The organism is Vagococcus fluvialis, from assembly GCF_048815235.1.
GTDB lineage: Bacteria > Bacillota > Bacilli > Lactobacillales > Vagococcaceae > Vagococcus.
Genome location: NZ_JBMEAO010000016.1, coordinates 49492 through 71014, shown reverse-complemented (window position 1 = coordinate 71014; position 21523 = coordinate 49492). Strand labels below are relative to the sequence as shown.

At 33.0% G+C, this 21523-nt stretch carries 14 protein-coding genes; 10 read left to right on the top strand and 4 right to left on the bottom strand.

Annotated elements, in window-relative coordinates:
- Positions 1-201 precede the first annotated feature (201 nt).
- Together proS and ACODH8_RS11220 are read left to right on the top strand one after the other, a co-directional pair.
- A complete protein-coding gene (proS, locus tag ACODH8_RS11225; protein WP_420517736.1) occupies positions 202-1647 on the top strand; it encodes a proline--tRNA ligase in 1446 nt (481 codons plus the stop codon).
- Between the two features lie 144 nt (positions 1648-1791).
- Positions 1792-7437 (top strand): SpaA isopeptide-forming pilin-related protein, encoded by a 5646-nt coding sequence (locus ACODH8_RS11220; protein WP_420517735.1) that lies wholly within the window; start codon positions 1792-1794, stop codon positions 7435-7437.
- 45 nt (positions 7438-7482) lie between these two features.
- Here the strand turns inward: ACODH8_RS11220 and ACODH8_RS11215 are convergent, their stop codons facing one another.
- Genes ACODH8_RS11215 through ACODH8_RS11205 form a run of 3 tightly spaced genes read right to left on the bottom strand, consistent with a single transcriptional unit; the run spans position 7483 to position 9283 of the window.
- Positions 7483-7878 carry an HIT family protein gene (locus ACODH8_RS11215; protein WP_332466491.1) on the bottom strand — a complete coding sequence of 132 codons (396 nt, stop codon included), beginning with the start codon at positions 7876-7878 and terminating at the stop codon, positions 7483-7485.
- Positions 7879-7887: 9 nt separating this feature from the next.
- A complete protein-coding gene (locus ACODH8_RS11210; RefSeq protein WP_332466492.1) occupies positions 7888-8394 on the bottom strand; it encodes a topology modulation protein in 507 nt (168 codons plus the stop codon).
- Positions 8395-8413: 19 nt separating this feature from the next.
- A complete protein-coding gene (locus ACODH8_RS11205) occupies positions 8414-9283 on the bottom strand; it encodes an RluA family pseudouridine synthase (protein ID WP_332466493.1) in 870 nt (289 codons plus the stop codon).
- Between the two features lie 180 nt (positions 9284-9463).
- Between ACODH8_RS11205 and ACODH8_RS11200 the strand changes: the two genes are divergently transcribed.
- The 6 genes from ACODH8_RS11200 to ACODH8_RS11175 all read left to right on the top strand — a co-directional run bounded on the left by ACODH8_RS11200 (position 9464) and on the right by ACODH8_RS11175 (position 18527).
- On the top strand, positions 9464-11599 hold the full coding sequence (locus tag ACODH8_RS11200; protein WP_332466494.1) for a PBP1A family penicillin-binding protein: 2136 nt from the start codon (positions 9464-9466) through the stop codon (positions 11597-11599).
- 67 nt (positions 11600-11666) lie between these two features.
- Entirely contained in the window at positions 11667-12017 is a 351-nt protein-coding gene (locus tag ACODH8_RS11195) for a YlbF family regulator (protein WP_332466495.1), read from the top strand.
- A gap of 97 nt (positions 12018-12114) precedes the next feature.
- A complete protein-coding gene (locus ACODH8_RS11190; protein ID WP_332466496.1) occupies positions 12115-13320 on the top strand; it encodes a DNA repair exonuclease in 1206 nt (401 codons plus the stop codon).
- On the top strand, positions 13320-16070 hold the full coding sequence (locus tag ACODH8_RS11185) for an ATP-binding protein (RefSeq protein WP_332466497.1): 2751 nt from the start codon (positions 13320-13322) through the stop codon (positions 16068-16070). The genes ACODH8_RS11190 and ACODH8_RS11185 overlap by 1 nt, the downstream gene beginning before the upstream one ends.
- Positions 16067-17008 (top strand): 3'-5' exoribonuclease YhaM family protein, encoded by a 942-nt coding sequence (locus ACODH8_RS11180; RefSeq protein ID WP_332466498.1) that lies wholly within the window; start codon positions 16067-16069, stop codon positions 17006-17008. The genes ACODH8_RS11185 and ACODH8_RS11180 overlap by 4 nt, the downstream gene beginning before the upstream one ends.
- A gap of 118 nt (positions 17009-17126) precedes the next feature.
- Positions 17127-18527 (top strand): phospholipase D-like domain-containing protein, encoded by a 1401-nt coding sequence (locus ACODH8_RS11175; protein WP_332466499.1) that lies wholly within the window; start codon positions 17127-17129, stop codon positions 18525-18527.
- A gap of 41 nt (positions 18528-18568) precedes the next feature.
- Here ACODH8_RS11175 and ACODH8_RS11170 read toward each other — a convergent pair whose 3' ends face one another.
- Complete coding sequence (locus ACODH8_RS11170) at positions 18569-19345, bottom strand: class A sortase (RefSeq protein ID WP_332466500.1); 777 nt, start codon at positions 19343-19345, stop codon at positions 18569-18571.
- 205 nt (positions 19346-19550) lie between these two features.
- On the opposite strand from ACODH8_RS11170, the gene ACODH8_RS11165 reads away from it, so the two are divergent.
- Both ACODH8_RS11165 and ACODH8_RS11160 read left to right on the top strand, forming a co-directional pair.
- Positions 19551-20327 carry a hypothetical protein gene (locus ACODH8_RS11165; protein ID WP_332466501.1) on the top strand — a complete coding sequence of 259 codons (777 nt, stop codon included), beginning with the start codon at positions 19551-19553 and terminating at the stop codon, positions 20325-20327.
- Between the two features lie 127 nt (positions 20328-20454).
- Positions 20455-21501, top strand: a complete 1047-nt coding sequence (locus tag ACODH8_RS11160; protein ID WP_332466502.1) for a D-alanine--D-alanine ligase — start codon at positions 20455-20457, stop codon at positions 21499-21501.
- Positions 21502-21523: the final 22 nt, after the last annotated feature.

Here is a 21523-nt window from a genome sequence, read left to right as displayed (position 1 = left end):
ATTAAAAGAGAGAAATCAATTGCTGAAAGATTTCATCCTGTCATCCCTTGAACCTACCAATTAAACAAATAGGTTGGATACCTTTATCATCCCTTAAGTTGTAAAGTACAAATCTACTTTAAAGCAAGGTGGCACCGCCGTTTTTGGTCCTTGCATTAAAGTAGATTTTTTTGTGTTTTAATATGAAGGAGGAAAAGAAAAATGGCTAAAAAACAAGGTTTCGTAAAAGAAATTACAAGTCGTGATGACGACTTTGCAAAATGGTACACAGATGTGTGTTTAAAAGCAGAATTATGTGATTACTCAAGTGTTAAAGGAATGATGGTAGTTCGCCCAACAGGAACTGCAATTTGGGAAAATATTAGAGATGTCATTGACAAAAAAATCAAAGCTACAGGACATGAAAATGTGTTAATGCCAATGTTAATTCCTGAAAGCTTATTATTAAAAGAAGCGGAACATGTTGAAGGATTCGCACCAGAAGTTGCTTGGGTAACTCATGGTGGTAATAACGAATTACAAGAACGTTTAGCAATCCGTCCAACATCAGAAGTTGTATTTGCTGAGCATTTCAAAAAAATTATTCACTCTCACCGTGATTTACCTGTTCTTTATAACCAATGGGTAAGTGTGGTTCGTTGGGAAAAAAATACACGTCCATTCTTAAGAACAACAGAATTTTTCTGGCAAGAAGGACATACATGTCACGCAACAGCTGAAGAAGCTCAAGCAGAAACAAAATTAATGTTAGAGACGTATGTGGATGTGTGTGAAAACTATTTAGCCATTCCAGTTGTTTCAGGTGTTAAATCTGAAAGTGAAAAATTTGCAGGTGCTGATAAAACATTTACCAATGAAACATTAATGTATGATGGAAAAGCATTACAAATTAATACATCACATGATTTTGGTGATAACTTTGGTAAAGCATTTGATATTAACTTTACTAACAAAGAAGGTAAAGAAGAAGCTGTTTACACAACTTCTTGGGGATTCACAACACGTGCTATTGGTGGAATGATTATGGTTCATAGTGATGACCGTGGATTAGTAATTCCTCCAAGAATTGCACCAACTCAAGTTATGATTATTCCGATTGCTCAACACAAAGAAGGCGTCTTGGATAAAGCTTATGACTTAAAAGAGTCATTAAGCAAAAACATGAGTGTTAAAGTTGATGCGAGTGATAAACAACCTGGTTGGAAATTCAGTGAAGCTGAAATGAAAGGTTATCCAGTTCGTATTGAAATTGGACCTCGTGATATTGAAGAAGGTAAAGTCGTTGTGGTTCGTCGTGATACATTAGAAAAAATCACAATGGAATTAAATGATGAGTTAGCAAGCAACATTGAAAACTTATTAGAAACAATCCAACAAGAAATGTTTGATCGCGCTAAAGAACGTCAAGATGCTAAAACTCGTACAGCAACAACTAAAGAAGAATTTTATGAGTTAATTGAAGAAGGCGGATTTGTCTTAGCTCCTTGGTCAGGAGACCCAGAAGTAGAAGCGAAAATCAAAGAAGATACTGGAGCAACATCAAGATGTTGGAGTTTAGAACATCAAAATGATGATTTAACAGGTGTTAAAGATTTATGGAATGGCAAAGATGCTAAATACATGATGCACTGGGCGAAAGCTTATTAATACCTCAAACAAAAGAAGCTGACTTTTAAGGTCAGCTTCTTTTTATATTATAGAAACCCTGCGTATATTGTGAAAAAAAGCACTAATTTTAGTGTTAAAATAGGTAATATAGATATGTTTGTTAAAAAGAAAGAGGGTATATAGATGAAAACATGGAAAAATAGTATGGTTGGTATGATAACTGTTATTTTATTGTTTTGTTTAGGAACGGTAGGTTTTTCTGTTGCTCAAGCTGCCCAAGAAGTGAAAGACGGTGGCGATTTTTATACAGATGTCCCAGAAGCGAAAGACTCATTGTTAGGTGCAGCTAGCTATTTTCATATTTTTGCAAATCAGGCTTATTTAGGGAATCATACAAATGGAAACGTTGCCACAAAAAAACTGTCAGGGTCAGCAAACTTTGGAACCCAAGGTATATCAGGAATTGAGTATAACTACGCTAAACAAGTGGATAATATAAACGGAGCATCAGGTATTCACGAGCATACGAAAATGGTATTTGGAAAAGAAACCAGAATAGATTTATCTGAATACAATCGTCCAAGAGTAAATGGTACACAAATGGACCGAGTTTCAGGTGATGATATTTATCAAGATAAAAATGGTCAGTTCTATATTAATTTTGAGGAAGAGTTTAAACACTTAGAGTCAGTTAGTAGTGATTTAATTAAGAAAGAACCAGTAAAAACTTTTTATAATAAGGATTTTAAAAATGAAAATGAAAGAGAAATTGATGTGTCTCTTTATAAGGGTGATGATATTTATATCAAATTAGCACCTGAAGTATTACGAATAAATACACCATTAACTATCAAAGGATTGGAAAAAAATAATGGTGATGGGCAATTTAAGAATGTCTATATTATTGTAGAAACAGATAATGCAAACAATTATAATGTGCAAAGTCAGATTAAGTTTAGATATACAGATGGTTCTGAAAGAGGAAATAAAGAAACTGTAGATTTTTCTGATAGTACTGTTTTATGGACTTTTGCTCATAATGAGAAACCTTTTTCAGGTGACATTAATTTAGGTAGTACTTGGTTAGGAAGTATTTTAGCACCACTTGCAGCTTTAGGTGGTGGTCAAAATATTGATGGGAATATCATTGTTGATCATTTTAAAGGTGCAGGAGAAACCCATGGATGGAATTTCCAAAAAAATAAAAAAGGTCATGTTGTTTTAAGAAAAACATCTTCTAAAGATAGTAGTAAGTTTTTAGAAGGAGCTATTTTTGATTTGTATAAAGTTGGCAATGACAAAGCAATACTTAGTAATCTAACAACAGATGCTAAAGGAGAAATCAAAGTAACGGATTTAAAACCAGGTGAGTATTACTTTAAAGAAGTTGCTGCCCCAAAAGGATATGTACTAGAAGATAAAGAATATCACTTTACGATAAAAGATAAGACACTTGAAACAATTGAAAGCGTTGAGGTTTCAAATAAACCAATTGAGCCAGAAGAACCAGAACTATTTCTTGGTGAAGTTCGTTTAATAAAAGTAGATGAAGCAGATGGAAATACAGTAACCAATAGATTAAAAGGGGCAGTTTTTACTTTATATCAAGAAGTTGAAGGGAAAGAACCTGTATTAATTAGTGATAAATTAACAACTGATGGTAGGGGAGAATTAAAAGTAACGAATCTAAAAAAAGGGAAGTATTACTTTAAAGAAGTAACTCCACCTAAAGGATATGAAATATCAGAAAAAACATATCCATTTGAAATAACGAAAGAAATCATTCAGTCAGCAAAAGATATTGTATTCTCTGTTCCAAATAAAAAATTATATTCTATTTCTTTAGAAAAAACCGATAAAGATAATGCTAAATTATTACTCGCTGGAGCTGAATTTTCTTTATTTAAAGCAGATGGTACATTGGTTAAAGAGAAATTGACTACAAATTCAGAGGGGAAACTCATTTATGATAAGTTAGTTCCAGGTGAGTATCACTTTGTAGAAACGAAAGCACCTAAGGGGTATGAGTTAGATGCCACTCCTATTAAATTTACAATTAGTGAGACAGATCCCTTTGAGACACGTCATATTTTTATGACGAATACCAAGATTGTTGAAAAAGGCAAAGTTGAATTAACAAAAGTGGATAGTGAGACGAAAACAATGTTAAGCGGAGCAGAATTTTCATTGTACACAGAAGCGGATGTTTTACTACAAGAAAATCTAAAAGTAGATAGTAAAGGGAAATTAGTTGTCGAAGATTTGGATTTAGGTAATTACTACTTTGTGGAAACGAAAGCGCCAGTTGGTTATGAGTTATCAACTGAAAAATTAGTATTTAAAGTTGAAACAGGAAAAACATCAGAAGTTATCCAAGTAACAGCTGAGAATTCAAAAGAAAAAGCACCAGAAAAAGGCAAAGTTGAATTAACAAAAGTGGATAGTGAAACAAAAGAAACATTAAGCGGAGCCGAGTTTTCGTTGTACACAGAAGCTGGTGTTTTACTACAAGAAAATCTAAAAGTAGATAACACAGGAAAATTAGTTGTCGAAGATTTGGATTTAGGTAATTACTACTTTGTGGAATCGAAAGCGCCAGTTGGTTATGAGTTATCAACTGAAAAATTAGTATTTAAAGTTGAAACAGGAAAAACATCAGAAGTTATCCAAGTAACAGCTGAGAATTCAAAAGAAAAAGCACCAGAAAAAGGAAAAGTTGAATTAACAAAAGTGGATAGTGAAACGAAAGGAGTACTAAGCGGAGCCGAGTTTTCGTTGTACACAGAAGCTGATGTTTTATTACATGAAAATCTAAAAGTAGATAGTGCAGGAAAATTAGTTGTCGAAGATTTGGATTTAGGTAATTACTATTTTGTAGAAACGAAAGCGCCAGTTGGTTATGAGTTATCAACTGAAAAATTAGTATTTAAAGTTGAAACAGGAAAAACATCAGAAGTTATCCAAGTAACAGCTGAAAATACAAAAGAAAAAGTACCAGAAAAAGGCAAAGTTGAATTAACAAAAGTAGATAGTGAAACGAAAGAAACATTAAGCGGAGCCGAGTTTTCATTGTACACAGAAGCTGATGTATTACTACGAGAAAATCTAAAAGTAGATAGTGTAGGAAAATTAGTTGTCGAAGATTTAGACTTAGGTAATTACTACTTTGTAGAAACGAAAGCCCCAGTTGGTTATGAGTTATCTACTAAACGGCTAGCCTTTAAAGTAGAAACAGGAAAAACATCAGAAGTTATCCAAGTAACAGCTGAGAATACAAAAGAAAAAGTACCAGAAAAAGGCAAAGTTGAATTAACAAAAGTGGATAGTGAAACAAAAGAAACATTAAGCGGAGCCGAATTTTCGTTGTACACAGAAGCTGGTGTTTTACTACAAGAAAATCTAAAAGTAGATAGTGCAGGGAAATTAGTTGTCGAAGATTTAGACTTAGGCAATTACTACTTTGTAGAAACCGAGGCTCCAGAAGGTTATGAACTATCAACTGAAAAATGGTATTTCCAAATAGAAACTGGAAAAACAGAAGAAGTTGTTACTGTAGAAGCTGAAAATGTTAAAGAAGTAGTACCCGAAAAAGAAAAAGGCAAAGTTATCCTAAGGAAAACTGATCAAGAAAATCAGTCGAATCGATTAGTAGGTGCGGTGTTTAATCTTTATACCTCAACTGGAGCATTGGTACATGAGGGATTAGCGACAGATGCAAATGGGCAACTGATGGCAGACAACTTAGAAATTGGTTCATATTATTTTATAGAAACGAAAGCACCAACTGGCTATCAATTATCAACTGAAGCAATTCCTTTTGAGATAGAAAAAGGAAAAACCAGTGAGCCCACTCTTGTTACTATTACCAATCAAAAAGAGGAATTAGTGGGATCAGTGATGCTAGAAAAAGTAGACAGTGAAAATAGTGGAATTAAATTATCAGGAGCTGTTTTCTCTTTATACAATGAAAATGGCCAATTGATTCATGCTGACTTAGTAACAAATGAAGCAGGTATTCTGGTTGTAGATAATTTGCAAAAAGGCAATTACTACTTTGTAGAAAACAAGGCTCCAGAAGGTTATGCTACTACTTCTCAAAAATATAATTTTACGATTCAAGGAAATGACGTAGCAGAAGTTGTTCAACTACAGGCAACCAATGAAAAAGAAGAGTACGTTGGATCTGTTATTCTTAGAAAAACAGATCAAGAAAATAGTCAATTAGTTTTATCAGGAGCAGAATTTAGTTTGTATAAAGAATCAGGAGAATTAGTTAAATCTAGTTTAGTAACCGATAATCAAGGTGAGATTAGAGTAGAAAATCTGGATCCAGGGAACTACTATTTTACAGAGACTAAAGCTCCTGTAGGTTATGAATTATCAAATATATCATATCCTTTTGTTATCAATGAAAATGAAACAAGTGAAGTCGTAAGAGTTGAAGCTACTAATTTAGCTAAGCACGTTGTAGGCTCTGTCAGACTAACTAAAGTAGATGGTCAAAATACATCACAGGTATTAAAAGGAGCAGAATTTTCGTTGTTTACTAGTTCAGGAGAGCTATTACAGGAAAGTCTAATGACGAATGAACTTGGAATCATCGAGGTAACTAATTTACCATTAGGAAGTTACTATTTCCTAGAAATCAAAGCACCAACTGGCTATGAATTAACGACTAAAAAATACAATTTCGAGATAACAGAAAATAATAGTTCAGATGTCGTTCAAGTTCAAGCTGAGAATATTAAAGAACCTTCTGTAGAACCTAAATTGGGTACAGTAAGATTAATAAAAATCGATAAGAATGATGAAGCTAAAGTCTTAATGGGAGCTGAATTTGCTCTTTATACAGAGAAGGGGGATTTACTTCAAGCTGGATTGACAACTGATAAAAATGGGCAGTTGGAAATAACTCATCTAGAAGAAGGTCGCTACTATGTTATTGAGACTAATGCTCCTATTGGTTATCAAAAATCAAATGAAAAATATTACTTTGACATTAAAGTAAGTGAAGTCTCAGAAGTCACTCAAGTGAAAGTAACTAATGAAGAGAAAGTTTATTTAGGAGCTGTTGAGTTAAGAAAAACAGATAAGGAAGATGAGAACAAGTTCTTAAAAGATGCAGAATTCTCATTGTATAAAGAAAATGGCGACATTGTAAGAGAAAAATTAATGACCAATGAACAAGGGCGTATCGTAGTAGGTCAATTAGAAGAAGGAAACTATTATTTTATTGAGACCAAAGCACCCATTGGTTACAAAAAAACAGATAAGAAATATTCATTTGAAATTAAAGCTAATGAATTGAATCTGATGACTCAAGTAAAAGTAACTAATGAACAAGAAGAATTCTTTGGCTCAGTGGAGTTAATTAAAACAGATGAGGCAGATACAAAAAAAGTATTAAAAGGCGCCGAATTCTCACTTTACAATGAGCATGATAAATTAATATCAGAAAAACTTTTGACAGATAAAGATGGTAAATTGGTTGTTGAAAAATTAGCAGAAGGTAACTACTATTTTGTGGAAACGAAAGCACCAACAGGATATACTCTATCTAAAGAAAAACATCCATTTACAATTAATAAAAATTCCCAAGAAAAACTGGTACAAGTGAAAGTTACTAATAAAGTAACACCCGTAACACCTGTTAAACCAGTAGACCCAATTAAACCAGTGAATCCAACGACACCAACTAATCCAACAGGAAAATTCTTACCTAAAACAGGTGAAGTTTCAAGTCATCTTTTACTGATTGGTTGGACAGTCATATTAGGAACGTTCTTTATTTATTGGAAAAAAACTTACGATAAAAAGTATTTGAATTAAAATAAAACCACTGTGATTTCTTTTGAAAGGAAATCACAGTGGTTTTTAATTAAGTTGATTTAATTTGTGTTTCAATAAATACAAATCAAGAGGTATTTTAGAGACGCATTGACTATCCCAAAAATCATCATTTTTGTATCTTGGAACTAGATGAACGTGAAAATGAGTACCTTCATCCATTGTAGCACCATTATTTTGTAGGACGCTAACACCTAACACGTGAAACTCGTTTTCTAATAGATGGATTATCTTTTTTTCAAATGAGAACAAGTCTAAAAGGACATTATCAGGAATTTCTAAAAGAGTTAGGTAGTGCTTTTTAGAAATAAGTAAGATATGTCCTTCTTGAATAGGATCAATGTCTAAAACAGCAAAAAAGTGTTGGCTTTCAGCTAAAATATTAGTAGGTTGGATGTTTTTGCAAAAAATACAAGAACTCAATATATCACCTCATCTATTTTGTTTGATTGAATTAATAAACGTTGCAATGTCTTCATCACTTGTTAGTTTAATAATTTGTTTTTCTGCCCCATGTTCGTCAATGATTTGTTGAATATTAGGAACATTGTTCTTTTTAAAGCGCCAGACAAAAAGTAAAAATTTAAAACTAAGTTTATTTGGATTGCCAAAAGGTGTTTGTTTTCTGAAATAAGAAAAGTAACGTTTACTAACACGGAATAAACATAGTGTTCTTGGAGCATCTAACCAAATAATAGTATCTGCATAAGTTGCTCTAAGTGCCATTGTCCGATTATAATTACCATCAATAATCCAGCGGTCTGTTTTTAATACTTTAACAAGTTCGGTATTAAATTCTTCCCTGGAAAGATAGTCTTTATTATTTTTCCAATTAATTTTATCTAAATGATACAAAGGTAGTCGTAATTGCGTTCTTAAATTGTTGGCTAAAGTAGATTTACCAGATCCAGGAGAGCCAATAATTAGGACTTTGTTCATGTTGAAAACCTCCTTACACTTAATTATCGGATAGAAAAGGCTTGGCTTTAACAGTTATCTTTTCTTTTGTAAAGGGGTGAATTAATTCAAGTTCCTTCGCATGAAGCATAAGTCTTTTGTTATGTATTCCTCTAGGGTGATACAAAGGATCACCAATAATTGGTTTGCCAATTGAGGTTAGATGAACTCTGATTTGATGGGTACGTCCTGTATCCAGAGAACACTCGACCCAAGTATTTTTTCCGCTATGTTTAAATTCTTTAACATGTGTAATGGCATGTTGACCTCGTTTTTCATCAACAATTCGTTTCCTACGATCATGTCTATCTCGACCAATAGCTTTATTAATAGTTAATTGCTTTTTAGGCAACTGTCCTTCAATTTGAGCTTCGTATAAACGATTAATTTCTTTTTTTTCAAGCATTCTACCCAGAATAGGAAGAACTACTGGATTTTTAGCAAATAAAACAGCGCCACTCGTTTCTTTATCTAATCGATGAACTACGTATGGTGTTTGTTTTTTTGACATAAGATAAGCAGCTAAATCATTTAACAAGGTATCAGTTTCATCTGGTTGATTAGGATGAGTTTTAATACCTGCTGGTTTGTTAACGATGATTAAGTGTTCATCTTCAAATAACGGGTTAATAGTTTCTTTTTTTCCTAGTAAAATAGTAGGTTTTTCATAGTCTTCTTCTTCAAAGATAAGAGTGACTTTATCTAATGGATTAACCATCTCATGAAACATTGCGGGTACATCATTAAGGAGTACATTTTTTCTAGTTCGTAAAAAATGTTTTACTTTTCTAGGAATAAGCCACTCGTTTTCAAGTAACTCTTTAATGGTTTGTTGTTTGGTTTCTTTAGGTAGAATAAAAGTAAATTCCATGGGTGACTCCAATCTATTTGTTACAAAACTTTATATATTTTTTAGAATTGTAACACACTTTATTAACAACTTCATGTTACCATAGGCTAGTGTTTAAGATAAGTCCTTGGTCTCATCCAAGTTAGACAAAGGCTGTGTTACTATAAAAGTAACTTAATTAAAGAAAAAGAGGAGTTATGCATGGAATATATAAAAAAAATAGGAGCAACCATAAAAGACTACTTTAATAAGTTTTGGACATGGTTTGGTCCGTACTTCCAACGATTTAGAGCATGGCGTAAACGTGTTTGGAAAAAATATCATATTAACAAAATTATTATTTTAGCTATTATGACAGTGACATTAGTAATGAGTGTGTACTTATTCTATTTAGCCAAAAATACAAATGTCTCTAGTTTGAAATCAGGATTAGAACAAGTCACAACGATTTATGATAAAGATGGCGACGAGGCAGGCACCATGGCTAAGTATGGTTCAAAAGGAAGCTTTGTGAAAATTGACAATATTTCACCATACATTAAAGATGCTTTGGTAGCAACTGAGGATAGAAAGTTTTATGAGCATAAAGGTTATGACATTAAAGGGATAGCTAGAGCTGCTGTACGAAAAGTTCTGAGAGGAAATAATAGTGGTGGTGGTGGTAGTACCATTACCCAACAGCTTGCTAAAAACGCCTTTCTGACCCAAGAGCAAACAATGACCAGAAAAGCAAAAGAATTATTTCTAGCTATTGAGATAGAAAAAGAATACAGCAAAGATGAAATTATGGAAATGTATTTGAATAAAGCTTATTTTGGTAATGGGGTTTGGGGTGTTCAGGATGCCTCACTGAAATATTTTGGGAAAAATGCAAGTGACGTGACTATTGATGAAGCAGCCGTCCTTGTCGGAATGTTAAAGGGACCAAGTATTTATAATCCGATAGATAACATGGAAAATGCAGTAGCAAGACGTGACACTGTTTTATCTGTGATGGTAGAAACAGGGAAACTGGATAAAGAGACAGCTGATCATTTAATGACTCAACCCTTAGAAATAGCCGATTCTTATGTTCCAGAGCATGACTCTTATCGTTATCCGTACTATTTTGACGCAGTTATTAGTGAAGCAGTTGATGTAACAAAATTAACCGATGATGATATTTCTAATGGTGGATACAAAATTTTTACAGCTTTAGATCAACAATATCAAATTGGAATGGACCAAACATTTGCAAATGACAGTCTTTTCCCAGCGGCGGCATCTGACGGAGCGATTGTTGAAGCAGCCTCAGTTGCTTTGGATCCTAAAACAGGTGGCGTTAGAGGGATTATTGGTGGACGTGGTGATTATACCTATCGAGGTTGGAATAGAGCAACTCAATCTATGTTATCACCAGGTTCGACTTTAAAACCTTTATCAGTTTATACACCTGCCTTAGAAGCAGGATATAAACCAGATGATATACTAAAAGATGAAGCATTGAGTTATTATGATGTTCAAAACTATTCTCGTACTTACTCAGGACAAGCGACAATGACGGAGTCTTTAATTAATAGTTTAAACGCACCAGCTGTATGGTTACTAAACGAAATTGGCATTGATAGAGGCTATAAAAAAGTAGAACAATTTGGCATTAAATTAGATGAAAAAGACCGTTATCATGGTTTAGCTTTAGGGGGATTAACTAAAGGGACAACCCCAATAAATATGGCGAGTGCTTACACGGTATTTGCTAATGAAGGAATGAAAGCTGAGCCTCATTTTATCACTAAAATAGAAGATGCTAATGGTGTTATTATCTATGAAAATGAAAAGCCAAAAACAAAACGCGTTACAACACCAGAAGTAGCAGAAGAAATGACAGGGATGCTTCAAGGTGTTTTCAGTTCTGGTACTGGGATGGAAGCAAAACCTTATGGCTATACAATCGCAGGTAAAACAGGGACAACTGAAAATATAAATGCTGATGGTATGTCAAAAGACCAATGGATTATTGGTTACACACCTGATGTAGTTGTTTCTACTTGGATTGGTTTTGATAAGAGTGGACCAGACCATTACTTAACAGGTAGCAGTGGTAGTAACTTAGCGAACATCTTTAGAGATGAAACACAACGTATCCTAGCAGCTTCACCAAATACTCCTTTTTCAACAGCTGATATCACACAAGAGTCAGTAGAAGAAAAGAAAGAAAAAAATGGCTTTGGCGAAACCATGAATGATATTGGAGACAAAGTAGTTGAAGGAGCTAATGCCGTTGGAGATGGTATTAAAAAAGGTGTCGATGCAGTAGGCGACATGTGGGATAGTTTATGGAATAAAGTTACTAGGTAAATAGTAGGTTTTTAGAGTTATAAATGTTACAATAACATCAGATTAAACATTAAAGGAGCCAATATACATGACAGTTAATATTTACGATAGCGCTAATCAAATCGAACGTGAAATTCGTGAAATGGATGAATTCAAAGCTTTACAAGCAGCTTTTGATGCAATGAAAGCTGATACTGAATCATTCGAATTATTTAAAAATTTCCAAGAATTACAAGTTGAATTACAACAAAAACAAATGCAAGGTATTGAGTTCTCAGAAGAAGATGCTCAACAAGCTCAAGAAATGGCAGTAAAAGTTCAAGGAACTGCTGTTATTCAAGAGTTAATGCAAAAAGAACAAGCATTTAGCGTTATTATTAACGACTTAAATCGTATTATCATGAAACCAGTTCAAGAGTTATACGAAATGGGTGAATAATTCAAAGGGAGCGTAAGGAAACTTAGCTCCCTTTTTTTGTCATTTTTATAGAAAAATACCTCATAAATAGGTATGATGTAGAGGAGGAGTGATACGAATGAAATTTATTCATACAGCAGATTTACATATAGACCAACCTTTTTCTGGCATTCATTCAGATCATGCTGAAATAAGAGAATTATTAAAAACAAGTAACCAACAAGTTCTATCAAATATTATAGATCAATGTATTGAAAATAAAGTTGATTTTTTATTAGTGGTAGGAGATACCTTTCATCAACCACAACCTTCTATTCATACCCAAAAAATGGTAATGGATCAATTTGAAAGATTAAATCAAGAAGGTATTAAAGTAGTAATGTCCTTTGGAAATCACGATTATTATTCTGAACAACGTTATTGGTTTGACTGGCCTGAAAATGTCATTTTATACACAAAAGAAGAAGTTCAAACTAAAACGATTCATTTAAAAAATGGGGATTCTGTTGCTATCAGTGGCTTTTCTTATGAAAATAAATGGATAAACACATCTAAAGTAGAAGAGTATCCTAAAAGAGAGACTGGAACAACTTATCATATTGGTTTTTATCACGGAGATACAACAGAAAATTATGCGCCTTTTAATTATCAAGAACTTCCTGTGAGCTATGAATATTGGGCTTTAGGTCATATTCATAAAAGTGAGAAGATTGCAGAGCGTCCATTAATAGTTTATCCAGGAACACCTCAAGGGCACACTAAAAAAGAAAGCCAAACTAAAGGGATTGCATTAGTTGAGATTGACCGTAGTGGCAGAAAATTTGAATGGATAGATGTTGAAACTGTAAAGTGGCATAAGGAAGAGTGTCATTTAGAAGAAGATATAACCAAACAAGAGTTATTAAATAAAGTAGAACGATTTTTATTAGAAAAATCTTATGAGCCAGTTTTAAATATCGTTAGCTTACACCTATTAGCTAGTTCTGAGAATACGAGTAGCTTACTAAAAGAACAAGATGAAGTCCTAGCTTATTTACAGGAGAAATTATATCAAGCATCAAATAAACAGATTTGGCTAAAAGAATTAAGCTTTGGTCAGTTATCATCAGACAAACTGATTATGGGATTTGAAACAACTCTTATTGATGACTTAAGTCATATTTATCAAGAAAAACAACAATTTGAAAAAGTTGTTGAAGATTTAATTAACCAACCAGGAATATCTAAAAATTTAGATTGGTCGGAAGAAGATTTATTGGAAATGGTAACAGCAAGTAGTCAATTAATTAAAGATAAAATGATTTTTAAAAATGAGGAAGAATAATGAAATTAAAACAGTTACAGATCGATGGATTTGGAAAAATTAATAATCAGATCATTACGATTGATCCTCAAAATCAATTGATATTTGGTGCTAATGAGGCTGGAAAGTCTACCATTTATCAATTTATTCGTACTATTTTATTTGGTTTTCCTAAAAAACGTGAAATGGTACGTGACTTTACGCCAGTTAATGGAGCCGTTTATGGCGGAAAAATTACTTTTGAGAATCAAATACATGGTCAAGTGGTTGTTGAACGATACAAAGAAAAAAATAAAGGACAAGCAAGTGTTCGATTAGAAGATGGAACTACTGGTTCTGAATCTTTATTAGAACAAATGCTATCTCCTTTAACAAAAGAAACATTTGATCAAATTTTTACGTTCCAACAAGAACAATTAACTGAATTGAATCAGTTAAACGAAACGAAATTACAACATTTATTACTGTCTGTTGGTTTAACAGGTAGTCGAAGATTAACGCGTATGGGAGATAATTTTTTAAAGGAACGTCAAAAATTATTTAAGCCAAGTGGACGTGTTCCAGAAATTAATCAAAAACTACGTCAACTTGAAAAAATTGAAGAACAAATCGCTATTGTTGAAGCTCAAGAAAAAACATATCAACAAAAGCGTCATCAGATGAGTGAATTAACAGAAGAGATTACTGCAATTGAAAAAGAAAAAATATATCAACAAGAATTAGAAAAAACTGTCTTAGAGCAACAAAAACGATTTCCAATGTATATCGAGTGGGAATCGCTTGAAAAAGAATTTTCTGAAGATGGTCATGTTTCTGAAAGAAGACTGGATGAAGTTCGCCAAGAATTGGCTAATTATGACTTCTTATTAAGAAAAGAAAAAGAATTATTAGAAAGTCAAAGTGCTCATTTAGAAACAGAATCACCGGCGTATCAATTTTATTTAGAGAATCAGCGATTATTTGATGACTTATTGGAAGAACAATTGTTAGTAGAGTCTTTAACAGAAAGACGTCAGCTACTAGATCAACAGTTAAAAGAGTATCAAAATAGTAAGCAAACTCTATTTGAGAAATACCGTCTTTCTGAAGAGACATTACCAGTGGAGTTAGCAGAAGATGTAGAACAAGAAATGCTTGCTTTAGCTAAGGAAGAAGAAGAGTTAGTTCGTCAAAAAGTAGTTCTTTCTAATGAAAAAAGCCGTCTAAGCATTCGTCATAAGGACGTTGATTATGCTTTAACAACAGTTGAAAATCAATTAACCCCCTATGAAGGTGGCAAGTCAGAAACAGCTAATATGTCATCTAGTATTAAATGGTTCTCTGGTTTGGCTCTTGCAATTGCTTTGTTATTCTTAATGCTAGCTCTTGTGATTGGGAAGTTTTGGTTATATCTTGTGGTTATTATTTTGGCTGGTGCAGGAGTATACGGTTTTATTTATACTAATAAGTCAAAAAATAACAAAGCACCTTTATCTAAAGAATCGGCTAAAGAAGATTATTTATTACAGCTTAGTATGGCAGATGAAGTTGCCCATTCAATGCATGACATTGATACTCAACTAGCTGAAGTAGATGAAAAAGATGTTCAGCTTCAAGCAAAAAAACAAGACTGGGCGGATCGTTATGGATTCTCAATGAAAGAAACCATGACTTTATGGTTATCTCGTATTCCAATCTATTTACAATTACAGAATATCCAAGAAAAAGAAGAAGAAATGCTTGGTAATTTAGCAGAGATTGACCGTGTCTTGGAGTCGTATAAAGACTCGTTATCTTTTGCTAAACAATGGGTATCTATTGAAAATAAATCAGTTAAAGAGAGTTTCCATGCGCTAAAAGAGTTTGTTAATGAACAACAACGCTATTTAACAGATAAAGCAATGGCTACTAATAACCAACAGTCATTCCAAGAGAAACTTCATGATATTAGAAAAGAAGTAGCTTCTGCTAAGGAAACTGTGTTGTCACTTATCGATTCATCAAAAGTAACCACAGTTGAAGAAGGAAAAGTGTGGCTGAAAAAACAAGAAATGTCAGAGAAAAGTCAAAGTAGAAAAGAAGAACTTGCTTTATCTTTAGAAGATTACTTTGATTTAAATAAACGCTATCAATTAGTTTCTATTAATCAACACTTAATCCGTGTTAAAAATGAAATAGATAGATGTCATGAGAAAATTAACCAAAATCAAGATACCTATCAAGCCTTGAAATACGAACTTCTTCAAATGGAGAAAAATGGTTCTTTAGATCAGCTCTATCAAGAAAAAGAAAATCGTCTATCAGTTATAAAAGACTTATCTGAAAAATGGATGACTTACCGAGTAGCTGAAGAGTTAACGCAGGATGTATTTAGGTATTTGTCAGATCAACAACTACCAGCGTTGCTGGCTACAGTTACTTCTTATTTCAAAATCTTAACAGAAGGTCGTTATATTAAAGTGTTTGTTAGAGAAGGTCAATTAATGGTATTAGATAATAATCAAAGAAAATGGCCGATTATTCAGTTATCTACAGGAACAAAAGATCAACTTTATATTGCCTTTCGTTTAGGTTTTGTTCATCTGCATAACGAAGATTATGATGCGCCGATTATTATTGATGATGGTTGGTTACATTTTGATCACCAAAGAAAAATGGTATTATTCCGCCTCTTAAAAGGATTCAGTCAGCGAACACAAATAATCTGTTTATCTTCGGATGAATCAGTAAGAGCTTACTACGAAGCACAAGATTTATCTTTAGAAAAAATCGGAAAGGACAATCTTGAATGAAAAAATTAAGAGAAATTGCTTTAGATGAAACCTTTGAAATTTTTGTTTTACTAAAAGCAGCCGATGTTAGAGTTGCTAGAAATGGCAAGAAGTTTATTGCTTTTACCTTTCAAGATACTTCTGGAACAATCGATGGCAAGTATTGGGGAGCTTCAGATGACGAAATCGAACGCTTTGTAGCTGGAGAAATTGTTTTATTAGGAGGGAAAAGAGAGGTTTACCAAAACATGCCACAAGTGAAAATTTTAAGTTTGCGTTTGGCTATTGAGGGTGAACCTAATGATCCCACTTTATATATGGAAAAACCTCCTGTTCAAATTGAAGAATTAAAAGAGAAGTTTAATGGTTTTTTATTTGATATTACACAAGCTAAATGGCATCGAATCGTACGTCATATTTTTGGGAAATATCAAAAAGAGTTTTTTGATTTTCCAGCGGCTAAACGGAATCACCATGCATTTGTGGGTGGATTAGCTTATCACACCATTACGATGCTTGAACTAGCCAAAAGTGTTTGTGAGCAATACCCAGAGTTGAATAAATCTCTTCTTTATGCAGGTGTTATCTTACATGATATCGGCAAAGTGAAAGAGTTATCAGGACCGATTGGAACAGAATACACATTGGCTGGTAATTTATTAGGCCATATTGTAATGGTTGATGAAGAAATTACGAAAGCATGTATGGAGTTAAATATTGCTGAAACAGATGAAGAGATTTTGGTGTTAAAACACGTTGTCTTAGCTCATCATGGTTTATTAGAGTATGGTTCTCCTGTTAGACCTAAAATTATGGAAGCAGAGATATTACACCATTTGGATAACCTAGACGCATCTATGCAAATGATGTTAGGTGCTCTTAAACAAGTAGATCCAGGTGAATATACAGAACGAATTTTTGGTTTAGATAATCGAAATTTTTATTTACCTAAAATTTAAAAAAATAAGAGACAATGTTCTCTTATTTTTTTTGCACCAATAACTATATCGTGTTATTGTGTTTGTATAGAGGTGTTTTTATGAACAGAAGGAAGGGTAGGAAGTGAGAGGAAAAAGCATGAAAATAATAGGATTACTAATTATTTGCTATGTTATCTATGTAGCTGTGAGTGTTTACGGATTCAGCTTACACCAAATAAATCAATCAGATAAAGATGTTCAGTCAACAAAGGTAAAATCTTTAGATGACTTATCATCTACTGTTATGATGAATGAGAGTGTTGCTATAACTAGTAAAATAGAAGATGGTTTAGTTTTAAGAGGTGAGTTAATTGATCAGGCTGAAACAACTCTTTCTTTAGCACAATATAAAATATCAGATGATGATAGTGGACTTTACATTATTAAAAAGATTGAAGAAGCAGCTAAGAGAGGCGTTAATGTTCAAATACTAGTTAATGGACTATCCAGTAGCAAACGGCAAATTTCGTATTTAAGTATCTTAGATGAATATGAGAATGTAGAGATAAAAGTAGTTGGTGGTATTAATTTACTTAAACCGTGGGAAATGAATAATGTCCTACATGATAAATTAATACTAGTAGATGACACGTATATGTTGTCTTCAGGACGAAATATTTCTAATCGATTTATGATTCCATCTGACACAGAAAGTGTTACGGAAGATATGGATATTGTCGTTAAAAGTGAAGGGAAACAAACAGAGGACTCATTAATTAGTCAAGGACGAGTCTATTACGATAAGTTGTGGCAAGCTGATTATGCTAAAAATAAGAAGAGATATGATGAATCATCACGTAGTGAAAAACAAAAAATAAAATTAGATAAAATGAACCAAGAAATGATAACCAGTTATGCTGATTTATTGAAAGAGCCTTGTCTAGAAAATATGACTTTTTCTCCTATCTACAATGGTTATATGACATTTAATGAAACTAATTCTATTGTAAAAGAACCGATTGTTTGGAAACAAGTAAGTACTTTAATTAATGAAGCTAATAAGCAAGTGGATTTGATGAGTCCCTATGTTGTTCTTAGTAATAAGATGTTTAATTACTTGGAACCTAATGATAAAAGAGAACTTAATATCATAACAAATTCAGGAGCGAGTAGTCCAAACGTTTTAGCGTTTGGTGGCTACTTAAAACAAAAAAATAAATTATTAAGTCAGGCGAACATTTGGGAATTTCAATCAAAAAACTCGATTCATCAAAAAGCATTACTAGTTGATGAAAAAATTATCGGAGTGGGTTCATTTAATGTTGATTCACGTTCGACTTTCTTTAGTAGTGAGAATATGTTATTAATCAACAGTCCGATGGCAGCTAAGGAATTAGAAAAAGTGATTCATTCATATGAAGACAGGAGTTTAGAAGCAGATAGTTTATTTGGTTATAAAAAATCTGAAAAAAACATTGAAGAACCTTTAAGCACGGCTAAGCGATTATTATTAAAAGTGATAAGTTTCTTTAGTCCTTTTTTTAGAATATTTTTATAAAAAAATAGGCTGCCCTTCTTTAAGGGTAGCCTATTCTTGTTTTAATAATAATTTGTTTGATCCATCTCAAATGCTTCTTGCATATGTTTTGGCGCTTCTTTTCCTTTGACTTCTCGAATAAGTTCTCCTTGAACAATTAAACGGTTAGCTCCTGACACATCACAAGTTACTAAAGTAACCATTTCTTTACCAGGGACGTCATCAATTACCTCTACTCGAGTTGGTTCGACATATTCCTTATAAGTAACTTTGTATTCATAGATGTATTCTAAATCTGTGAGTAGAATACTACTGCCAAGTTCCACATTAACTAAAGGTGCAAATAAAAGACTAGGATCATACATATAGTGACTAGCAAGTGCGTAGTTACCAGTTCCCATACGTTGTTCTTCTTTCATTGTCCCAGCTCCAACAGCTAAAACATAATTGGAGACGCCTTTAAAAATTGGTAGGTTCAATTTGACACTAGGAATGGCAATTCCACCGATAGTATTAAGTCCAGTATCTCGACCTTTAGTTGCCTGTGCAACTAGATTAAAGTCTAATGACTCTACTTGATCAAAATCAAAAGTTGCTTCTTTTTCTTCGTTCTTTTTAACATCTTCTCGTGTGACGTTACTAATAGTATGCTTATTCGTTGTATCTTTAACAAGATAGTTTTTAATTTGATTATTAAAGACGAGAGCTAATCCAATTAGTAGTAGTGCTAGCATTAATAAATTAATAATAAAGTTTTTTATTTTAGTTCCCATACTCTTTTTTTTAGGTCGTCTTTGCTGGGATGATTGGTTCTTCGACTGTCTTTTTTTACTGCTCATAAGAAATCCCTCCTTGTGGCCTTCAAAAATATGATAACATAAAAAAATTGAATATTACATAAGTATGTCTGGAAAACGGTTTAACCTTTAGAAGTGTAATATAAACTTAATTTAAGAAATTGTCTTTTTAGATTCAAAATAATGGAATAAATGGTATAGTTAGAGTAATGAAAAAAATGTTTGTGGATGAGAAAAGAGGTGTGAAGTGTTGCAGGATTATTTGTATGTTCATTTCGATGGGATTAGTAACTCGATTTTAACTAAAGGGATGACCCATGAAGATTATAATCGGTATACAACTAATCGCCCAGAGAATCTTCTTTTGCTAAATCCTTATGAAAAAGAGGGAGAGTACGAACCTCATACTGGATTTCATGTTGTCAGAGGAAGCGAAAACGTGGAGCGATACTTTGCGTTGATGGAAAATAGATCACAAAGTGACATGAAGTGGATTGATTTTAAAGACTATGAGATGTTAAAGCGTTTAACACCTAATGAAATCTCAGAGCTACTTTATTTTGGTCATATGAAAAATCAACTACGTTCACCGTTTTTCTACCAATTACAAAATAGCTTTGCTTTTTTTGAATTAACTAAAAAAACAACTAAAATTTATTATCGTCAAATTGAAGATTTTTATGGTATGTTAGCTAAAAAAATTAGTTTTCTAGCGACACAGCAAGTTAAAGGAAATTCAGGCTTTTTTAAGAAACGTTTGAAAGCTGAAATACCAGAAGTACCTAATGAAATTATCAAGCGACTAAAAGGAACGATGCAAGAAGGTATTGTTTTTAATTTTTCTCAAGTCAATTGGGTAAATGAAGAATATGTTGTTCCAATTCATGTAGTAGAGGATAATTTGAGAAAAGTCGAAAACTACCATTTCAAGCAAGAATATCAAATAGGTACTTTGATTTATTCCAATGTGGCTGGTGTCTGGCGAATTGAAAAAGAAGAATTTGAGTCAATAATGACCTTATAATAAAAAGCCACTTACCTTTTAAATTGACAAGAAGGATGAGTGGTTTTATTATTTTAGAGTAAATAGGTTATTGGTGTTTCTGCTGAAATACAGTATAATAAAGTCTACGAAACTTAGGAGGACTGGGATGAAAGTAACGCTAATTTATGGGGGGAAAAGTGCTGAGCATGATATTTCTATTTTATCGGCCTTTTCAATATTAAAAGCGATTTATTATAATTATTATGAAGTGCAAACTGTTTATATTACTAAAGAGGGTAAATGGCTAAAAGGAAAATTATACAGTCAAGCACCTGAAAATGAAGAAGAATTACACTTAACAATAGAAGATTCAGAAGTCATAGAGCCAAGTGATATTAAGGAAGAAGGAAGTGTTATCTTTCCAGTATTACATGGACCAAATGGGGAAGATGGAACTGTACAAGGATTGTTTGAAGTTCTAAACATGCCTTATGTAGGAGCGGGTGTATTAGCTAGTGCGTGTGCCATGGATAAGATTGTTGCTAAACAATTATTCCAACAAGCTGGTATTCCGCAATTACCATATGTCTCTGTGATTCGAAGAGCTTATCAAGAAGAACCTGAAAAAATTTACTCACAGTGTGAAGGGACGCTTATTTACCCAATGTTTGTTAAACCAGCAAATATGGGTTCAAGTGTTGGTATTAGTAAAGCAGAATCTCGTGCAGAATTAACTAAAGCGATTGAAGAAGCCTTCCGTTATGACCGCCGTGTTATTGTAGAGCAAGGTATTGAAGCACGTGAATTAGAGGTAGCTATTTTAGGAAATGATGAAATTAGAACTACTGAAGCAGGAGAAATCGTTAAAGATGTAGCTTTCTATGACTATGAGTCTAAATACATTGATAATAAAGTAACCTTGCAAGTTCCAGCGATTGTATCTGATGAGTTACATAAAAAAATGCGTGATTATGCTGAAAAAGCCTATATAGCTTTGGATGGCAGTGGGCTAAGTCGTTGTGATTTCTTTGTAACAGCGAATGATGAAATCTTCTTAAATGAAGTTAACACATTACCAGGTTTTACACCTTTTAGTATGTATCCATTGCTGTGGCAACATATGGGAATTAGCTACAGTGATTTGTTAGAAGAGTTAATTCAATTAGCTAAATTTAGATACGATAAAAAGCAACAAATAGAGTTAGGTCAATAAAGTTAAGCTGAACGGATTGTTC

Excerpts from the sequence above, each read along its gene's own strand:
- proS (WP_420517736.1), top strand. The coding sequence starts at position 202 with ATGGCTAAAAAACAAGGTTTCGTAAAAGAAATTACAAGTCGTGATGAC.
- ACODH8_RS11220 (WP_420517735.1), top strand. The coding sequence starts at position 1,792 with ATGAAAACATGGAAAAATAGTATGGTTGGTATGATAACTGTTATTTTA.
- ACODH8_RS11210 (WP_332466492.1), bottom strand. The coding sequence starts at position 8,394 with ATGAACAAAGTCCTAATTATTGGCTCTCCTGGATCTGGTAAATCTACT.
- ACODH8_RS11205 (WP_332466493.1), bottom strand. The coding sequence starts at position 9,283 with ATGGAATTTACTTTTATTCTACCTAAAGAAACCAAACAACAAACCATT.
- ACODH8_RS11200 (WP_332466494.1), top strand. The coding sequence starts at position 9,464 with ATGGAATATATAAAAAAAATAGGAGCAACCATAAAAGACTACTTTAAT.
- ACODH8_RS11195 (WP_332466495.1), top strand. The coding sequence starts at position 11,667 with ATGACAGTTAATATTTACGATAGCGCTAATCAAATCGAACGTGAAATT.
- ACODH8_RS11190 (WP_332466496.1), top strand. The coding sequence starts at position 12,115 with ATGAAATTTATTCATACAGCAGATTTACATATAGACCAACCTTTTTCT.
- ACODH8_RS11185 (WP_332466497.1), top strand. The coding sequence starts at position 13,320 with ATGAAATTAAAACAGTTACAGATCGATGGATTTGGAAAAATTAATAAT.
- ACODH8_RS11180 (WP_332466498.1), top strand. The coding sequence starts at position 16,067 with ATGAAAAAATTAAGAGAAATTGCTTTAGATGAAACCTTTGAAATTTTT.
- ACODH8_RS11175 (WP_332466499.1), top strand. The coding sequence starts at position 17,127 with ATGAAAATAATAGGATTACTAATTATTTGCTATGTTATCTATGTAGCT.
- ACODH8_RS11170 (WP_332466500.1), bottom strand. The coding sequence starts at position 19,345 with ATGAGCAGTAAAAAAAGACAGTCGAAGAACCAATCATCCCAGCAAAGA.
- ACODH8_RS11160 (WP_332466502.1), top strand. The coding sequence starts at position 20,455 with ATGAAAGTAACGCTAATTTATGGGGGGAAAAGTGCTGAGCATGATATT.